Source organism: Verrucomicrobiota bacterium (genome assembly GCA_039192515.1).
Lineage (GTDB): Bacteria > Verrucomicrobiota > Verrucomicrobiia > Methylacidiphilales > JBCCWR01 > JBCCWR01.
Genome location: JBCCXA010000030.1, coordinates 25,066 through 42,666, shown reverse-complemented (window position 1 = coordinate 42,666; position 17,601 = coordinate 25,066). Strand labels below are relative to the sequence as shown.

Below are 17,601 nucleotides of genomic sequence, written 5' to 3'. Positions count from 1 at the left end.
TGGAGGGGGTAATCAGGCACCTCTTGTGGTCTTTGCCCCGTCCTCAACGCTTATGCTTGATAAGGGATATGATAAGTCTGAGATGGTCATTGAGGCTGACACCTCTGACCCCGACGGGAATGTGGTCCAGGTGGAACTCTACCTGGGAAAGAAATCCGTAGGACGTCAGGGAGGTTCTCCCTACCTCTGGAAAGGAGGCAATAAGCTGCTACAAGGCTTATCAGCAGGAAGCCATCAGCTAAAACTGGTGGCCACCGATAATCAGGGGGCTACAGCGGAGATCACAGAGAACTTGATTGTTAAATCGGGAGGGGCCAAAGCTACCCAAGCGACATCGACTCAAGGGGACGCTCCAGCGGCAGCATCTCTCATCCTCTTTGAGGACTTTGAGGATGGCTTGGGCAAGCATTGGATCCGTGGAGGAGTTGACTGCTTCCTGGACAACTCAGGGAACTATATCGATGGTAGTGTGGTGAACCTGCAGGATAACTCAAGCTCCTCGGTTCTGACTACCAAGAATTTAGATCTAAGTGATTACACGGAACTGATCGTGGAATTTGATTACCAAGTGGAAAGCTTTGAGGAAGGCGAAGACTTCTGGCTGCAACTCTCCACCGATGGAGGGGAAACCTATGAGAGAGTGGTTACTTTTGTCAAGGATGTGGATTTCCTGGATGATGGCACAGTCTACCTCGAATCCCTGGTGATTAAGGGATATAAGTTGACCAAGAAAACGCGCATTCGATTCCGCTGTGATGCCAGCAATGATGAAGACGATCTCTTCCTGGATAACCTAGGCCTATGGGCTAAATAGATTAACTTCTTTACCCTCCGACTCCCCCCTTTCGTCACCCTCCGACTTGATCGGAGGGTCCAGGGGCAATAACTGATGTAGGCAGTGTGCATCTTTTCGTCCAAGATAACGTCCGAAAAGTTTCGCACAAATGAGAGAGCGAAGAATAGAAGTAAGCAAAGAGTACATAGTTAATTGACAATAGATCAAGAGTTGAGTTGGAGTAGAGTTAATTTATCCATATTGAGGTAACGTTTTTGACCCCACTTAGAAGAGGTGATATGCCTGGGGCGAGCGCAAGCGAGCATAAGAGCACTATGACCATCGGGGAAAGAGCCAACGACTCTGGTTCTTCGGCGAATTTCTTTCATGATGCGTTCCAGAGGATTGTTTGTCCGTAGATAGATTGGGTGTTCTCTGGGAAAGGCGTAGAAGGAGAAAGTATCCTCGATACCCTTCTCGAGAACTTTGGCGGCTTGGGCAAGTTTCATCGCCTTTAATTTTTGGATAATGAGTTGAGTCTTATGTTGTGCGTGAATAGCCTTGAGTAAGGCAGAGACTTCGCCGATTTTGCTTTGAGGAATGACTTTCCACACATTGCGGTAGAAGTGAACCATACAACGTTGCCAAAGGGTCTTAGCAAAGACTTCAGTCAAAGCATCGACTAATCCGAGGTAATTATCAGATAGAACAAAGCAGGGGTCTTTGAGACCTCGCTTTTTAAGGTATCTAAGAAAGTCTAACCAACTTGCCTTGTCTTCTTTCATGCCTTCTGCAACTCCAACGATTTCACGGTAACCTTCTTGGTTAACAGCTAAAGCCACTAACACACTGACATTCTTGGTTGTTAGTGTGCAAAAAATTCCGCACACTACTGAGCCGAGAGGTTTGACTCATGGGAAATATTCACTAATATAATGACTTAACGGACTACTTTTTAGTTGATTTGCAAAATTTACCCTGAGGTGTTCGAGCAAAGGCAGAAATCCTTCTTCCGATGCTTATAAAAATAATGAGGCCTAAGTAAGCTCTCAAACGTCAGGCCTTCACTGGAAGGCGGGCGTGAGTTTACCGTCTCCCTGTAAACATACAGGGGTCGAAGGTTTTTCTCCTGACGGCACTGCGGGGTATTTTTGTGGTTTAGTATCTATTATACTCTTGTAGACTTTCAGTGATTTGTTTCTCTACCTGTTGGTCATATTCTGTGTCTGTCATTTCATCGCGTTGCATCGACGCGCAGCTCGCTAATAACAAACCGAAGCATAGAACCAAGAAATGCCTTAACTTCATGTTGTGGAAACTAGAGCTTTGAAATGTAAGTTTCAAGCAGAGATACATAAGTGGTTCATGGCGAGTCTTAAATCCTTACTAGAAACATAGTTCTTTGATTCTCCTTGCTACATCCTCAACATTCTCTCTGCTGTTAAAAGCGGATATGCGGAAGTAACCTTCCCCAGCGCTACCAAATCCGGCCCCAGGCGTAATGACAGTTTGCGCATCATGGAGCATTTTATCAAACATGCCCCAGCTATCGATTCCAGTGGGGCATTGCACCCAAATATAGGGAGCATGTTCACCCCCATAGACCCCTAGGCCCTTCCCTTGAACAGCTTCACGCAAGATTTTTGCATTTCCCATATAATGTGAGATGAGATCTGTCACTTGTCTAGCGCCAGCTTCAGAGTATAGCGCTTCAGCCGCCCTTTGTACGGGATAACTTACACCGTTGAACTTGGTGCTCGAGCGTCTAGACCACAAAGGGTGGATTTCTATTTCTGCGTTGCCAACGGTGCTCCCTTTCAGCTGTTTGGGAAGGACAACGAAGGCGCAGCGAACACCCGTAAATCCACCGTTCTTAGAAAAACTGCGAAACTCAATGGCGCATTCTTTAGCGCCTTCTATTTCGAAAATACTGCGAGGAATGGTCGAATCACTGATAAAGGCTTGATAGGCGGCATCGTACAAAATAATGGCGTTATTTTTCTTGGCGTAGGCAACCCATTTTTCCAATTGATTCTTAGATGCCACAGTTCCAGTGGGATTATTCGGATAGCAGAGATAAATAAGATCCACCGGTTCAGTAGGAGGGCTAGGCTCAAAATGATTCTCTGCGGTGCAGGGTAAATAAGTAAGTCCGGCATAGGCACCTTGCTCATTAGCTTCGCCAGTGTGACCTGCCATGACATTGGTGTCTACGTAAACGGGGTAGACTGGGTCGGTAATGGCAATCTTATTATCGTGACCAAAAATGTCTAAGATGTTGGCACTATCACACTTAGAACCATCTGAAACAAATATTTCGTCATCGGAAATATCTATGCCATGGGCGCGATAGTCGTTCTCGGCAATAGCATGGCGCAGAAAATCATAACCTTGCTCGGGACCATAACCTTTGAAGCTAGATCGGTCGCCTAACTCGTCGACAGCCTTATGGAATGCTTCACGAGCAGCTAAAGGAAGAGCCTCAGTCACATCTCCTATACCACAGCGTATAAGTTTAGCTGCAGCTTCAGGGTTTGCCTCACTAAAGGCTTTAACTCGTCTCCCGATCTCTGGAAAAAGGTATCCAGCTTTTAATTTTAGGTAGTGTTCGTTAATTCGTGGCATAATTATTTTTCCGTTTCGTCTTATTTGGTATTGCGCAATTTCAATTTAGTGGGTTTTGTAAAAGCCGTGAAACTTATCGTAAAGCCTCATGAAATGCAACGAGAAGCGTTAGCTTGGAGACAATCAAGTAAAAGAATAGCCTTAGTTCCAACAATGGGGGCCTTGCATGAAGGTCACCTAAGCTTGGTCGAGAGGGCTAAGAAGGACGTTGATGTCATTGTTCTTAGCATCTATGTGAATCCCACACAGTTTGCCCCAAAGGAAGATTTTGATAAATATCCTAGGGCTCAGAAAGAAGACTTGAGATTAGCGCAATCTGCTGGTGTGGATGTCGTTTTTATGCCTAGTAGTCTATATCGAGACGATTCTTCCACTTGGGTAGTCGAGAAAGAATTATCCAAAGGGCGGTGTGGCGATTCCAGGCCTGGTCACTTTGAAGGTGTTGCCACAGTAATCGCTAAACTCTTTATGCTTGTGCAACCTCATATTGCCATATTTGGTCAGAAAGATGCCCAGCAGTGTGATGTGATTGAGCGTATGGCTCGTGATTTGTATTTCCCCATTAAAATTATGCGAGTGCAGATTGTCCGCGACAAACAAGGGCTAGCTCTAAGTTCTCGTAATCAATATCTCTCAGAGGATCAGTACAACGTAGCACTTAAGATTCCTGAGATACTGCAAGCGGCTCGTAAGCGCTTTACAGATTCAGAGACCAAGCAATGTGAAAAATGGGTAGAAAGTCAGTTCAAAAAAGTAAAAGGCCTGCGGCTGGAGTATGTGTCAATTGCCAGTGGTTTTCTATGTGTTGCTGTCCTGGTTGGGGAAACGCGTTTGCTTGACAACGTAAAGCTAAGCCGGAAGCTTTCTTAGGATAAGACTCATAAATAGGTATGAAAATCGCCCTATTAGCGTGCCCCACTGATGGCTAGGAGATTACAAGCAATCGTATTGAATAAAAAATTTGAGGAGTAGGCGAAAAAGTCAGAGGGACTATTCTGAAAGAGCGCATATAGGGTTATTTGTGAGGAAGTTTGTAGCTAGTTGTTTAATCGTCATCTTATTGGTCACGCTAGAAACGCCCCTTAGGGCCGAATTTGAGTGGGAACAATCACGCTTTAAGAAAATACCTTATGTTTCTTTTGATTCATTCTTGGAATTTTATGAATTCAAGCGAATAGGGACTAAGAAGCGTCTTTCTATTTTGGAAGAGATTAAAGACTTTACCCATATTAAAGGCCCTCTGGGAGACTGCTTATATCGAAAGCATAGCCGAGAATTCTACTGGAATGAGCGGTTGCTTTGGTTAAGCTTCCCCATTTATCAAGATAATGAAGAAAATTTGCATTTGGCTCGCGTCGACGTAGTCAAATTATTCGAGCCTATTTTTCGTCCCTATGCCATAAAGGATAAAACTCCACTAAAAGGAGTGATCATAGACCCTGGGCATGGAGGTTCAGATCATGGCGGCAGAGGTAAGCGAGGTTTGATAGAAAAGAAAATGAATCTCGACGTTGCTCTACGGCTGCGAGACCTGCTTAAGGAAAATGGAATTGGAACCGTTATGACTCGCTATAGAGATACTTTTATTACTTTAGAGGAGCGAGCCAAATTTGCTTCTAAACACAAGGATTTTGTTTTTATTAGTATCCACTTTAATTATAACCGGAGTTCGAAACCCAACGGTATTGAAACATATACGCTTACTCCCAGATTTAGCTCTTCCTCTGGTAGAAGTGGTAGCCTCAAACAGTCCGACCGAGAAAAGCATGATGGAAATAATTCTGATGAGCTCAATGTACTACTTGCTAGCTGCGTTCATAATGAGTTATTAACCTTGCCTCAAAAACCGCATGATAGAGGGATGAAGCGTGCTCGATTCGTGATCCTTAGACGTTCGACTATCCCCTCTATTCTCATTGAGGGTGGATTTCTCTCAAGTTACAAAGAAAGTAAATGGATTGCGACAAGTGAGTATCGGCAAAACATGGCTCAAAAAATCGCTAACGGCATCACTCGTTATTATGAATTTATGCAAGAGGGCGAACCAGGCTTTCGAGCACCTGAAGAAGTAGGCTTAAGAAATAATGCAGCCAAATAGAATCAAAGCTTTAGGAGTATTTGACTCCGGCGTTGGCGGATTGACGGTTGTGAAAGCTATTCGTGATCTCGTTCCAGTTGATGAAATTATTTACTTAGGGGATACCGCGAGAGTGCCTTACGGTAATAAATCTCCAGCATCTGTCATCCGTTACGCGAGAGAAATTTCGGCATTTTTGTTAAGTCATCAAATTGAGGGCATGGTTACAGCTTGTAACACTGCAACTGCCTATGCATTAAGTGTTTTGCAGGAGGAGTTGGAGATACCTGTGTTTGGTGTCATAGAACCAGGGGTTGAAGCTGCATTAGCCGCAACGAAAAATGGGCGTATTGGAATCATTGGCACTGTTGGGACTATCGGCAGTCAGGCATATCAAAATGCTTTGTTAAAGCGAAATTCTCATTTGGAACTTGTTCCGGTAGCGACACCTCTTCTCGTTCCTTTAATTGAAGAGCATTGGCTAGACAAACGGGCGACTACTTTAATTATTGAAGAGTACTTAGAACCGATACGTAAGTCTGATGTGGACACACTGGTATTAGCATGCACCCATTATCCTCTTCTCAAGCCAGTGCTTTCCAAGATGCTGGGAGATCAAGTGGTTCTTGTGGACTCAGCTATTACTTGTGGGCTGAAAGTTGGTCAAGAGCTTCTTGGGAGGCTGGTCACTTCAGAAACCGAGAAGACTCAAGATATTCAAGTATATCTCACGGATATGGCTCCCCACTTTGGCAAAATGGCCCAAGAGTTCTTGGGCCTAAAAAAATGCCATATACAAGTGGTGAGCGTTTCGTGAGACCTTTGAGCTTTGCGAAGATGTTTGATGTTCAGTCAAAAAAGAGGCAGACAGATTAACGCTTTTCTATGGGAATATATTTTTGCTGAGTAGGACCCATATAGATTTGGCGCGGTCTATGGATAGGTGACTTCTCACCAGCAGCTATCTCCCTCCAGTTTGCAATCCAACCAGGCATGCGCCCCATGGAAAACATGACTGTAAACAAATCCAAAGGGATTCCTATCGCACGCATAATGATACCACTGTAAAAATCAACATTGGGATAGAGCTTACGTTCGATAAAATACTGTTCACGCAAGGTAATCTCTTCTAGTTTGAGGGCAATCTCTAGAAGGGGATCCTTAATGCCTAGCTTATCGAAGACTTTCTGACTAACTTCTTTCAAGATTTTCGCTCTGGGATCATAGTTCTTATAGACCCTGTGTCCGAACCCCATCAAACGCTTGGACTTGTCACCACTCATAGCGGCTTCAATAAATTTCGTACCGTCATCACCCTCACTATGAATAGATTCTAACATTTGAATGACTGCCATATTCGCTCCTCCATGAGCAGGACCCCACAATGCACATACCCCAGCAGAAACTGATGCAAACAGGTTAGCACCACCCGAAGCTACCATTCGGACTGTCGAGGTAGAGCAGTTTTGCTCATGATCTGCATGAAGCAGCAAAATAAGATTCAATGCATGGCTAACATCCTTATCGGCAACATACTCAGCATAGGGCTCAGAAAACATCATATGCAAAAAGTTGCTGCAATAAGATAGTTCGTGCTTAGGGTAGATAAACGGCAAACCACTTTTCATGCGATATGACATCGCTGCTAGCGTACGAACCTTTGAAATAAGAATCGTTGCAGCTTCATCAAAATGCTCAAGGTCTTGCTGCCGATTATTGCTAGCCATTTTAGGATAATAACAGCCTAATGAATTAAGCATGGCGGATAAAATAGCCATGGGGTGCGCGGTATCAGGGAATCCCTTGAAATGATTAAACATGCCTTGATGTATGGAAGCTTTGCCAAGAATGAGGCTTCTAAAATTTTCCAGCTCCTCTTTTTTAGGAAGCTCTCCATAGATGATCAGGTAAGAAGCCTCAAGGAAGTTAGACTTCTCCGCTAGTTCTTCAATGGGATAACCTCTATAGCGAAGAATGCCCTTTTCACCGTTAATAAAAGTAATAGAACTTTTACACGATCCTGTGTTCCCATAGCCATCATCATAAGTGATGTAACCTGTATCTTTACGGAAGGAAGAAGCATCGATAGCTTTTTCCCCTTCACTGCCTACTATGACCGGATAGGTCACTTCCTTGCCTTCTAATTTTATCGTTGCTTGTTCTGCCATAATCTGGAGGGCTTTCTATTTTTTAGGTTTTTATCTTATTCTTTATAAATCGGAAAAAAAATCATTTGAGTTAAATGAGTAAGGAACAGGAAATAAGACCTCCTCAATAGGCTGGTCTGGGCCTGTTTGATAAGCCAAAGGCAAGGGCTTATTTTCAGTCTTTGTTTTATCCTCTTGCTCATAGAACAACTCTAAAAAAGACCTAAGATTTGGCTCAATGTCAATCCCATTGATACGTTTGAGGATGGAATCCACGGGAAGACCTGCTTTATGGGCTTTAGAACTCTGTTCTATTGCTAAAACCTTAACTCCATGATCATCTAGAGCTATAAACATGCCATAAGGTAGTGTTAATCTTTCTATAATGGCTGCTTCAGAACCTACGGGCTTGTAGACTAAGCGTAACTTATTCAAAGGTATTTTGTGCAGAAATCCGCGAAATTTAATGGGATCGACCCATCTACTCGAGTAAGCGCGACTCAATACAGCCTTTTGCTCCGGAGACAGTTGTTTGAGTGGCTTTTGCCTCTCTAAGAGCTTTGCGTTCGTCGAGCGCGAAAAACTAGCTTCGATACTGCTGGTACTCTTTCGGCGAGCTTCTTTGACATCCCGATCATCGTCTTGAGGCATTTGAAAAATGATTTGAGCGACAGATCCCTTTTCGGCTATTGCCTCATGATTGAGTATCACACTTTTGTTAAAAACAACTCCCTTATCGCTAGCTTCTAACGGATACACAACACCAAGGGAAGGATTAATTTTGCATGTGCCGTGAATGCTTGTCATGAAGTAGAAGATAAAGACAGACCAAATTCTCAAGTCAAAAAGCAACCCATGCATGGTGGGATATTAACAGAAACTTTTTCACGCGCCAGAATCTTTCTGTTTAAATCTGATGAGAGCTGTGATAGCCTAATACAAGTTTGACTCGGGTTAAAATTGTTAATCCTGGTTTAGACTGGGGGCGCACTGGCTTCGACTTATTTGATGCGACGCCTGTGGCAAGCCGAGGTTGATCGGTTGGCCTCGTAAAAAGCCGATCAAAACATAACTGCTAATAATGAATTAGCTCTTGCAGCCTAATTAAACTGCAACGTTCTTACTCCGACCTCAGCTAAGAGATAAGAACGCCTTTAGCTGGGCGGTCATTAAGGTGAGTCACCGACCTTAGTGGACGAATCCAACGTGGAGGCTAAGGGCCTAGGGCGTGTGATCGCGCAACCTAGGCCACGAAAATAAACGATTACTAAGCTTGTAGAAGCAGCCGTTTACTCTCTTAAGGACGAGGGTTCGATCCCCTCCGCCTCCACTTCATTAGTAACCTGTTTGTTATTAATGGGTTAGGTAATTCAAGAGGGGCTAAAATGGCCCAAGTCATCCTGTCTCAAAACCATGTCTCAAGCTAAGTTGTTCTCTGATAAAGAGTTATTTTCAAGTATCTCAAAAGAAAATGTCTTAGCTTAGGTTGCTTCTCCCAAATCTGGGGGTTTTTCTTGATAATAATGTTTTAAAGCGCCGCCGAGAAAGCTCTTACAACTCACTTGCAAGGTATCGTTTTCAAAAGGAATGATCTTATTCGATTCTGGATCTAAAGGACGATTGTCTAAAGATTGATCTGGTCGTAAAGAATTGTAGTATTTCACATATTCACATACTAAGTATTCAAGGTGATTGAAACCAAAGACAAGAAATCGATCCAAGCATTCAACCTTGATAGACTGAATCCAACGTTCAGCATAGGCATTGAGATTTGGAGAACGAATGGGAAGTTTTTGCATGCTAATGCCTTCGCTTTCTAGAATGGCATCAAACTGTTTGGTAAACTTGGAGTCTCTATCATGAAGGATTATTTTGGGCTTTGGGTCAACTTGATCAAAATACATGCAGAGATTTCTAGCTTGTTGAGCCATCCATTGCTTGTCAGGTGCTTCAGACATTCCTGCTAAATGAACTCTGCGAGAGTTGATATGAATGAAGAAGAGGATATAGACCGTAACTTTGCCTTTCCAAGTGAAGATATCTTTGGTGAAGAAGTCGCAGGCCCAGAGTGTTTCTATATGGGAGCGAATGAACTCTTTCCAACGAGTAGGGCGACTGGGAGAAGGCTCAATGCCATTTTCTTTCAAGACTCTAGTAATAGTTGCCCTAGAAACCTTGCGAATACCGAGCTTGCGTAGTTCACCTAAAATGCGGGTATATCCCCAACCTGTTTGTGTAGCAATGCGAAGGATAATACTGCGAACGATATGAGACAACGGAGGTCTGCCAGATTGACGGCTTTGAATTGGCTTTTGTTGAGTCCATCGACAAAAAGTTCGATATATGACAATAGAGACAATGGATTTCAAATGAGATCAGAAAATCTTGTTCTCAGTTTGGAGGTAAAGAATATAACGATCCTTCAATGAATCAGTGGCTTGAGCAATGAGAAAGAAAAGGGGATTGAAAAATCGATACATGGGAGCAAAAACATAAATGCTTGATGCTCAAAGGGAAGACATCATTTTGAGACACTGCTAGACAGATTTTCTCAACCAATCCTTAACAATTTCTTCTAGTTTTTCCCTTTTTCAACACTCAGGAAACAGACTGGATTACCGCTAAGGGCATCGATCATGAAGGCAAAGAGATTGGGGTGATTCTATGCCTGACTCCGCTACTTGTTGCCGACCAAAATCTCGATGGACAAATTCGCTTTAATGACGAAGAGTAAAGAGAAGAAAGTCGGAGGGTGTGGAACTTACTTTCCGCGTACGAGACATCGAAGCTATATACGACAAGGTAAAAAAACAGATCTAAATTAACCAGCCCTACGGTAAATGCTTCACGGAAGAGAATTTCAGGTATCTGATCCTGATGGATACATTACAGGGTTCCGTGACATTGAATCATAGGCTCTTCGTGATCTTTGGGTTCGATGTGAGTTCTTACTTGAGTACTCTTCTGAAGGTCTTTAAGTCGGCATTCCAGCAGACTTGCCCAGGTTCTCATGTAAATAGCCGCATCAGCTCGCAACCCCTTTCTTAAGTAACGGAACCCGCCTGGCAAAGCCTGGAGGATTGATTTATCTGAGAGATATTCAAGATGTTTGATGTCACTGATGTCTACTCCAACTTTTAGCAAAGCATCAATAATACTATTCATAGGCACCCCACTATTCGGGCAATAGTCATTGGCATACTCCGTCCATTCTTCAAGGTCATGCGCGCGAGCCTTTTGATAAATTTCCGTCGCACTGAGGGAGGTGATACATTGAGCTAGATGACCGCAATTACATTCAGCTACGAAGCCCCAGCTATAATCTGCTCCTGATTCTATCTTCTTTGCAGCTTTGCGAAGTCCATCGACAAGTTCTCGAGTAGGTTTTGCCATAACAACCAAATACTTTTATAAGATAACTTAAATCTATGATTTATCAATTTTTAATCTAAGGCTTAAATTTTCATATGGTGCTAATTTCTAAGCTGGGTAATGTGATCCGTTGAACAGGTCTAATATGGTTAGGACATCTTCAAAAAAACAAAAACTGCGTAGGCTATTGGGAGAGCTTAGACCATTTCGATTTGATCTATTTAAAGGTTCCGTTTTTCTATTTATCTCATCCCCAGGCCGATTAATTCATCCCCTGATTTGGATGTTTGTCATTGACAGGGTGGTGGAAAATAAGGAGGTAGACCTTCTAGTGCCAGCCTTGCTTGCTATGGTAGTCATACAAGGGCTTAGCTTGTTATTCGGTGTGGGACAAGATCGTTCATTTGAAATGGCGGGGCAGAAATTTATCCGAGATTTACGTAATCGCCTCTTTACCAAGCTCAACCGACAATCGATAGGTTATTTTCATTCGCAAAGAACTGGAGACTTACAATCTCGAGTGATTTCAGATATTCAAACCATACAAAGTTCACTGATAGCAGGTTTAAATACGATGTTAGACGAGTTGGTTACTTTTGTTGGAGTGATTTGCATTATTCTAAATATCAATTGGATGATTGGTTTGTTTGTCATTATCCCGCTTGCTTTGACTTTTATCATAGTCAACCATTTTAACAAGCGTCTGAAGCAACTTTACCAAGACGCCAGTAAGATCCTTGGTGAGGTGGGCGCTAGGCTACAAGATAGTCTAGCCGGCCATACCGTGGTAAGCGCTTTTGGTAGAGGCAAAGAAGAAGAAGGGGCTTTTAGAAAAGCGACTGACAAGCACTTCAGCAAAACCATGGAAACCGTTCGCATGCGAACGGTGCTATTTCCTACAGCTTTCTTTGTGGGCTTTATGACGAATGTGATCATGCTTGGGCTGGGAGTTCATTTTGTTTTAGAAGGACAGCTTACACTTGGTGGGTTAGTAGCCATACGCATTTATTGGTGGCAACTCAATAGCCCCATGCGAACACTCGCTACTGTGAATGATTTAATTCAACGAGCCTTAGCATCCTCTGAAAGAGTTTATGAAGTATTAGATACACCTGAAGAGCTTGCAGAACCAGCAAAACCCCAGACTATAGAACACTCCAGTCTACCCATCATCTTTGATTCGATCACCTTTTATTATGACAAAGAGAAGCCTGTGCTTGACGATCTCAATTTTACCATAGAACCGAGAACTCGGGTTGCCATAGCAGGTGAAAGCGGCGGCGGTAAGACAACTATTCTTAATTTACTGATGCGTTTTTATGATCCTATTCAAGGTCACATTCTTTGTGGAAGTACTGATTTGAAAGACCTGACAAGAGCACATTGGAGGTCCTTTGTAGCTCCCGTATTCCAAGAAACATTTCTTTTTCATGCTAGCATTCGTGACAACTTGTTTTACGGAAAACTCAACGCCTCTCATGAAGAATTGCAAGAGGCACTTAGCAAAGCGAATGCCTGGCGCTTTGTAGAGGAATTACCACAAGGTCTCGATACCGTTGTTGGAGAAAGAGGAGTCAAGCTATCCGGAGGCCAAAGGCAACGCTTGGGAATTGCCCGGGCTTTTTTATCTAACCCTCAGATTTTACTATTAGACGAGCCCACCAGTTCTGTTGAACAAGAAAGTGAACAGATCATTATTCAGTCAATCAAAGAATTGATGAAAGGACGGACAGTCATTATGACATCGCACCGTTCTAGTTTACTGGAGCAAGCGGACCAGCTCTTGACGCTAGATCGTGGTAGGATTTATCCAGAAGCATCCACTACGATTCTGAAATGATTGATTTTCGAAAAGTAATACATGATTCTAAGTCATTCTCCTTGTAGAATCTGGTTTTGCACTTACGTTGTCATTTGCGATATGAACAAGGATCTAAAATTATGATAAGCAACGAGGTTACTGATTTAATCAATAAACAAATCGGCCATGAGTTTGCAGCTTTTCTCCAATACATTGCCGTTTCAACATGGTACGATTCTGAAGCGTTGCCAGAACTTTCTAAGTATTTTGCAAAACAAGCGGATGAAGAACGCGCTCATGCATTAAAAATGATTCAATTTCTCAACGATACAAATCAAGCGGTTGTTATTCCCGAGATTCCCAAACCTGTGTCAACATTCGAGTCCGTTGAAAAGGCGGTTCAAGCAGCCTATGACCAGGAGGTGCGAGTAACTGAACAAATCCAAAATATCTACAACGTTGCCGCCAAACAAAGTGACCGGATCACACAGAATTTTTTGCAATGGTTTCTACAAGAGCAAGTCGAAGAGGTTGCCAGCATGGATACCTTACTCAAGATTACTCAAAGAGCGGGAAATGATCTTTTTCGAGTCGAAGACTTTATTGCTCGCCAGGGTCATCCTGACGATACTGACAAATGACTTACCCTAAAATAGATTAAATAGACTAGCCTTGCCCATGATCATTAAAAGGGATTTATAGAACCTAAGCCTCCATCCATAAAGCATTATGCCTATAGTCTTTGTTTGCTTTTTTCTTACTATAACTGGGCGAGGGGTATTCTACTGGACTTCCAATGTAGGGAGTTAAGCTTTCACTGAGGCTTTCTATGAGAGTCGGATCTAAGTGCGCATAATGGTTTGGAATGTGAAGGCAATTGATTGTCCTCGTTTCAAATGCTTTGGGCCATCGGCTTATTAAGTAATGCATCTGATGCGGTTCCATGACAAAAACCCTTTCAGACCATTTGAGAGAAAGGTAAGCTGTCATGTTTAAGTTAAAGGGTAAAACAAGTCCTAGTGAGCGAACTTTGAGATCACTATTTCTCTGATACAGCTTCTGGGCCGTAGAACTTCTGTAGCGATTCCCATTACAAACGAACAGGATTTTTTGTCTCTTCATCTTATGCTTTCAACTATTTTACTGGGCTGTATCGATCAGTTGTAGGGGCGCTATTGCTCGGTGCTTTAGATGCCCCTACAACCTTTTTTGATCAATCGTTTCTTTATTTACTGTTTTTTGAACGGCGGTAGCTCATGCCAGCTAGGCAAAGCCCACCTACCGTCAAAAGGATTACGGTACTTGGTTCGGGAATAGTAATGGCTAACTCAGTGGAGCCTGGAGCTTCAGTATTATTGGAAAAGCCATGCAAGAAATCATTTCCAGAAGTGTCATTCTTGCCGGTTAGCGCAATAAAATATTGAGTATTGCTGCCAGAAATCCAATCATTCACTAGTGAGGTGACATCAAATTCAATGGTTCCGAAGGAATCAACTGAGGTGAGAGCAGTAGGATCCGCATCAAGTATATTCGTATTGAAATAGGTCAGCCAGTCGACTATTCCACCAGGATTAGTATTGTCTATGATGCTTGCCAGAGGGTCAAGATCTACTCCATGAGCTGATACTAGGAAGGGGTTACCCGCGGAAGCATCAGCAAAGAATCCCCCTGGTACTGACTCCAAGGTAAGTGTTGCATTCTGAATAGGGCTAGAGAAGGTCGCAGGGTCGAATATATTATCAAAGGAGATGTAAATGGTCTCAGCCCCAGACACTCCAAATGGGGTATCCGTGCTGACGCGATGGACTGCTCGATTATCTCCCTGAAACCCTCTAACTCGATCATTGCCTTGAAAAAAGCCAGAGGTCATAACGTCTTCATCAGGTGATAGGGTAATGACCGCTTGAACCGCGTTGGGCATGAAACCCAATACGAGCAAGCTAAAAGATAGTGTGAATGTTTTTAAGAATAGCGATACTTGTCTGCTACTCGACTTTGGGAGTTTTTTTTGGGTATTTTTTTGCATATGTTGGTCCTTTACTGTTGGGTGTTAGAATGATTCTTGAAATGAATTACTTTTTCTGGGAAGCATCTAGTCGTTTTATTTTTTAATTTTCTAAAAACCATGAGCATCCATAGACCCATTCCCAGTAAGATATAAGTAGAGGGCTCGGGCACTGCATCGTAAGAAATCGTATAATCTACAACGGTGGAGGTAGTTTCTTGTATCCAAAAAGTGTGGGACCCAGACTCTAATGAAGATAACCCGAGATCAGCGAGTAGATTGATAGTGGATGAGTTAAATAATGCCCAGGAATCAATATCTCCAAATCCCTGCCCAGCAAAGCCTGTGCCTGATTTATAGCCTAAAAAGCTACCGCTACCTGATGGATTAGGAGAGGTGGAGTAGTTGTCGATGGTAATGGAATCAATGCTGAGACCAAATGGTATCGTCAAAGTAAAATAATCTGCATCCGAAGCATCCGAAGCTCCCGTATTTCCGTTTTCACCAACACTGCCAACTATGGTATTTGTTCCAGAGCCTACAACGAGCAGCTCTGGATTAGAGGGTATTCCTGATAAGTCGCCAGAAGTAGATTCATTGAAAATAACTGCTGCCTTTGACTGCGGTATAATGAAGCATATCGAAAGTGCGATCGTCTTCAGTGTAAATAATGATGGAGTAGGTATTCTCATAATAACGGTGTCTTTCACGAACTAGTTAGGTCTTTAAAATCATCAAAATTACTTCTTAGAGAATCTACGTAGCAAGCCTAGGGAACCTAGACCTACTAAGACTAGTGCCCAGGTGCCAGGCTCCGGAATAACTTGTTGGACAAATTCTCCATCACTGGAATCCAGGTTAATTTTGTATATAGCATCATGGGGCTGGCCCTCGAAAATAATTTCATAATCGGTGATGGAAGCAGCAATACTTGATAGGTCCCATTGAGCAACCATGTTGAATGTTGAAGAAGGGGTTCCACCAAAGCCTTGGATAAACTCTCCTGATGTAAGATCTAAGAAGTTTGCCGAGATTGCTTGTGATCCTCCATTGTAAGAGAGTGTTGGTGTTAAGTAAGTTCCCGAGGCGGTATCCAGCTGTAATACAACATTTGTGACATCAAATAGAGATGTTGTCGAGGATACTGAGAAGGTGCCTGCTACTGCAAATGGATAAATAGATTCACTTGCTGGATATCCTCCACCGGAGATTTTGTCAAATTCTCCATTGCCAGTGGATCCCGCGTCGCTAGCAATCGGAGACGGCCAAGCATCCAAAAAATTTAAGAATCCAGGATATCCAGGATTGTTTGTCGAGCTCATATCTGTCCAAACTTCCGTTTCTACGTTTCCATTTAAATTAACCGTAATGGCTGCTTCTGCGCGGAAGAGTGATATCAATGCCATCACCATGACAAGCGTTACATATTTTATATTCATGTTTCTCCTTTTCAGCCTCTCGAGCATCAATCAATGAACGTTATCTCTCTACGAGAGAACCATATCATAGACGATTAGAGCTTTAATATTATAATTTCAAGACTAAAATGAGACTCAGTATCATTTAGTTGTTGACTTATTGGATATGAGTCTCATTATCTAATGTGTAGATTATATATTAGCGTGAGACAGCGCTCCTATTTGTGCCCATTAACTAGATTGGTCAGTAATGACCAGTCAAGGCACGCCGGGGAAAACCTCTGGCGTGCCTTTTTTATGATAGAGCTCACCTCAAATAAGTCATCCAAGAGGTCGAAAATAATGTGTAGGGGAAGCTATTTTCCAATTTCAGTGGCGAGCAGGTAATTAGCGATGGGGCTTTTGATAAAGTCCAAGTCATCGTGCGTCATAGAGATCTCCCGTGACATCGCTTTTTCTTCGTCCGTTAGGATGAGCTCCTGACTTTCACTAAAAAGAAGAATTCTTTTTTTATGAGAACCGAGTCGGCGATTGACACGTTGCACCATACCCAACCCGTAATTAACATGGCCAGAACCTGTTATGACTAAGGCTATTGTTCCCTCGGCTTGAAGCTTGAGAAACTTAACCAGTTGTTCTGACATCATTTCATCCCTAGATACCTGGGCTTGAAAGAAAGGCATGAGTTTTTCTTCTGTGACTGGCATATGTACCATCAGTATTTTATTTAACCACTGTCGATAGATTGGATCCTTTTCCCAATTAATGATTTTGGGCAGGAGATCTCTTTCTAGAGGATCCAAGTTCTGTAAACCTTCTCGTCCAATTTTGCGAATGATCTTTGCATCAGCATTCAACGCCACTATCGGTATTTCCTGAGTTTGTGCATAGGTCACAAGATCTTCATAATCTTCATAGTTCTTCCAGGTTTTCTCCCAATTTATCTTCTTGGCAAAGGCTTCATACGAAAGCTCGCCCACATTGTATGCTTCAACTTCATTTTGATATTTGCTCTCAATCTGTTCTAACCCAAGGATAAGATCGTTACCTCTTTCTCTTAATGATTCTAGGATCCTCACCTGCCACTGGTGGTGTCGTTTGATACGATGCGTTTCTCCTAGATAAACAACTCTAGCTTGATTTAGGTCATCAATAAGCCCTTCATATGTTGTTACTTCACCATGATATAGATCAATCCAAAGACTGCATTTGATCATGGAGCTATCTGTTCTCTCAGCAGCTAAATGTTGCCATGTCAGTGTTTGCGTAAGAATGATTAGTGTTAATATCGTTTTCATTGTATCTATTTCCGGAGACTCGGAGCTTATTTAGGCATATTTGATAAGCCTATGACATCAATTTTTAACCCGAATGATGCCAT

The 17,601-nt window shown here is 42.7% G+C and carries 17 protein-coding genes and 1 other RNA gene; 7 read left to right on the top strand and 11 right to left on the bottom strand.

Going from position 1 to position 17,601, the window contains the following annotated elements; translation table 11 throughout:
* Positions 1-814 (top strand): hypothetical protein (locus AAGA18_12470; protein ID MEM9446152.1); only part of this gene is annotated, 814 nt, incomplete at its 5' end.
* A gap of 185 nt (positions 815-999) precedes the next feature.
* On the opposite strand, the gene AAGA18_12465 is transcribed toward AAGA18_12470, so the two are convergent.
* A complete protein-coding gene (locus AAGA18_12465) occupies positions 1,000-1,665 on the bottom strand; it encodes a transposase (protein MEM9446151.1) in 666 nt (221 codons plus the stop codon).
* A gap of 496 nt (positions 1,666-2,161) precedes the next feature.
* Positions 2,162-3,400 (bottom strand): LL-diaminopimelate aminotransferase, encoded by a 1,239-nt coding sequence (locus AAGA18_12460; protein ID MEM9446150.1) that lies wholly within the window; start codon positions 3,398-3,400, stop codon positions 2,162-2,164.
* Positions 3,401-3,466: 66 nt separating this feature from the next.
* Here AAGA18_12460 and panC point away from each other — a divergent pair, with 66 nt between their 5' ends.
* From panC to murI, 3 genes are all read left to right on the top strand, one after another.
* Positions 3,467-4,270 carry a pantoate--beta-alanine ligase gene (gene panC, locus AAGA18_12455; protein ID MEM9446149.1) on the top strand — a complete coding sequence of 268 codons (804 nt, stop codon included), beginning with the start codon at positions 3,467-3,469 and terminating at the stop codon, positions 4,268-4,270.
* A gap of 151 nt (positions 4,271-4,421) precedes the next feature.
* Positions 4,422-5,498, top strand: a complete 1,077-nt coding sequence (locus AAGA18_12450) for an N-acetylmuramoyl-L-alanine amidase (GenBank protein ID MEM9446148.1) — start codon at positions 4,422-4,424, stop codon at positions 5,496-5,498.
* A complete protein-coding gene (gene murI, locus AAGA18_12445; protein MEM9446147.1) occupies positions 5,485-6,294 on the top strand; it encodes a glutamate racemase in 810 nt (269 codons plus the stop codon). The genes AAGA18_12450 and murI overlap by 14 nt, the downstream gene beginning before the upstream one ends.
* Positions 6,295-6,349: 55 nt before the next feature.
* On the opposite strand, the gene AAGA18_12440 is transcribed toward murI, so the two are convergent.
* Both AAGA18_12440 and AAGA18_12435 read right to left on the bottom strand, forming a co-directional pair.
* Positions 6,350-7,645 (bottom strand): citrate synthase, encoded by a 1,296-nt coding sequence (locus tag AAGA18_12440; GenBank protein ID MEM9446146.1) that lies wholly within the window; start codon positions 7,643-7,645, stop codon positions 6,350-6,352.
* A gap of 42 nt (positions 7,646-7,687) precedes the next feature.
* A complete protein-coding gene (locus AAGA18_12435; GenBank protein ID MEM9446145.1) occupies positions 7,688-8,431 on the bottom strand; it encodes a hypothetical protein in 744 nt (247 codons plus the stop codon).
* A 174-nt stretch (positions 8,432-8,605) separates the two neighbouring features.
* On the opposite strand from AAGA18_12435, the gene ssrA reads away from it, so the two are divergent.
* Positions 8,606-8,957, top strand: a transfer-messenger RNA (tmRNA) gene (gene ssrA / locus AAGA18_12430).
* A gap of 148 nt (positions 8,958-9,105) precedes the next feature.
* Here ssrA and AAGA18_12425 read toward each other — a convergent pair.
* Positions 9,106-9,993, bottom strand: coding sequence for an integrase core domain-containing protein (locus tag AAGA18_12425; GenBank protein MEM9446144.1), 888 nt, complete (start codon positions 9,991-9,993; stop codon positions 9,106-9,108).
* Between the two features lie 517 nt (positions 9,994-10,510).
* Positions 10,511-11,017, bottom strand: coding sequence for a hypothetical protein (locus AAGA18_12420; GenBank protein MEM9446143.1), 507 nt, complete (start codon positions 11,015-11,017; stop codon positions 10,511-10,513).
* A 124-nt stretch (positions 11,018-11,141) separates the two neighbouring features.
* Between AAGA18_12420 and AAGA18_12415 the strand changes: the two genes are divergently transcribed.
* Together AAGA18_12415 and AAGA18_12410 are read left to right on the top strand one after the other, a co-directional pair.
* Positions 11,142-12,836 (top strand): ABC transporter ATP-binding protein, encoded by a 1,695-nt coding sequence (locus AAGA18_12415; protein ID MEM9446142.1) that lies wholly within the window; start codon positions 11,142-11,144, stop codon positions 12,834-12,836.
* 101 nt (positions 12,837-12,937) lie between these two features.
* A complete protein-coding gene (locus AAGA18_12410) occupies positions 12,938-13,438 on the top strand; it encodes a ferritin (protein ID MEM9446141.1) in 501 nt (166 codons plus the stop codon).
* A gap of 64 nt (positions 13,439-13,502) precedes the next feature.
* On the opposite strand, the gene AAGA18_12405 is transcribed toward AAGA18_12410, so the two are convergent.
* From AAGA18_12405 to AAGA18_12385, 5 genes are all read right to left on the bottom strand, one after another.
* Entirely contained in the window at positions 13,503-13,919 is a 417-nt protein-coding gene (locus AAGA18_12405) for a hypothetical protein (GenBank protein ID MEM9446140.1), read from the bottom strand.
* A gap of 103 nt (positions 13,920-14,022) precedes the next feature.
* The gene (locus AAGA18_12400; protein ID MEM9446139.1) at positions 14,023-14,823 is read right to left on the bottom strand and encodes a PEP-CTERM sorting domain-containing protein; all 801 of its coding nucleotides are present in this window, start codon (positions 14,821-14,823) and stop codon (positions 14,023-14,025) included.
* Positions 14,824-14,834: 11 nt separating this feature from the next.
* A complete protein-coding gene (locus AAGA18_12395; GenBank protein MEM9446138.1) occupies positions 14,835-15,512 on the bottom strand; it encodes a PEP-CTERM sorting domain-containing protein in 678 nt (225 codons plus the stop codon).
* 30 nt (positions 15,513-15,542) lie between these two features.
* Complete coding sequence (locus AAGA18_12390) at positions 15,543-16,241, bottom strand: PEP-CTERM sorting domain-containing protein (protein MEM9446137.1); 699 nt, start codon at positions 16,239-16,241, stop codon at positions 15,543-15,545.
* Positions 16,242-16,576: 335 nt separating this feature from the next.
* Entirely contained in the window at positions 16,577-17,518 is a 942-nt protein-coding gene (locus tag AAGA18_12385) for a ChaN family lipoprotein (GenBank protein MEM9446136.1), read from the bottom strand.
* Positions 17,519-17,601: the final 83 nt, after the last annotated feature.

What these genes read in the sequence shown, in the direction of transcription:
- AAGA18_12405 (MEM9446140.1), bottom strand. Translation starts at nt 13,919, where the DNA reads ATGAAGAGACAAAAAATCCTGTTCGTTTGTAATGGGAATCGCTACAGA.
- AAGA18_12415 (MEM9446142.1), top strand. Translation starts at nt 11,142, where the DNA reads ATGGTTAGGACATCTTCAAAAAAACAAAAACTGCGTAGGCTATTGGGA.
- murI (MEM9446147.1), top strand. Translation starts at nt 5,485, where the DNA reads ATGCAGCCAAATAGAATCAAAGCTTTAGGAGTATTTGACTCCGGCGTT.
- AAGA18_12435 (MEM9446145.1), bottom strand. Translation starts at nt 8,431, where the DNA reads ATGACAAGCATTCACGGCACATGCAAAATTAATCCTTCCCTTGGTGTT.
- AAGA18_12390 (MEM9446137.1), bottom strand. Translation starts at nt 16,241, where the DNA reads ATGAATATAAAATATGTAACGCTTGTCATGGTGATGGCATTGATATCA.
- AAGA18_12440 (MEM9446146.1), bottom strand. Translation starts at nt 7,645, where the DNA reads ATGGCAGAACAAGCAACGATAAAATTAGAAGGCAAGGAAGTGACCTAT.
- AAGA18_12460 (MEM9446150.1), bottom strand. Translation starts at nt 3,400, where the DNA reads ATGCCACGAATTAACGAACACTACCTAAAATTAAAAGCTGGATACCTT.
- AAGA18_12400 (MEM9446139.1), bottom strand. Translation starts at nt 14,823, where the DNA reads ATGCAAAAAAATACCCAAAAAAAACTCCCAAAGTCGAGTAGCAGACAA.
- AAGA18_12420 (MEM9446143.1), bottom strand. Translation starts at nt 11,017, where the DNA reads ATGGCAAAACCTACTCGAGAACTTGTCGATGGACTTCGCAAAGCTGCA.
- AAGA18_12385 (MEM9446136.1), bottom strand. Translation starts at nt 17,518, where the DNA reads ATGAAAACGATATTAACACTAATCATTCTTACGCAAACACTGACATGG.
- AAGA18_12410 (MEM9446141.1), top strand. Translation starts at nt 12,938, where the DNA reads ATGATAAGCAACGAGGTTACTGATTTAATCAATAAACAAATCGGCCAT.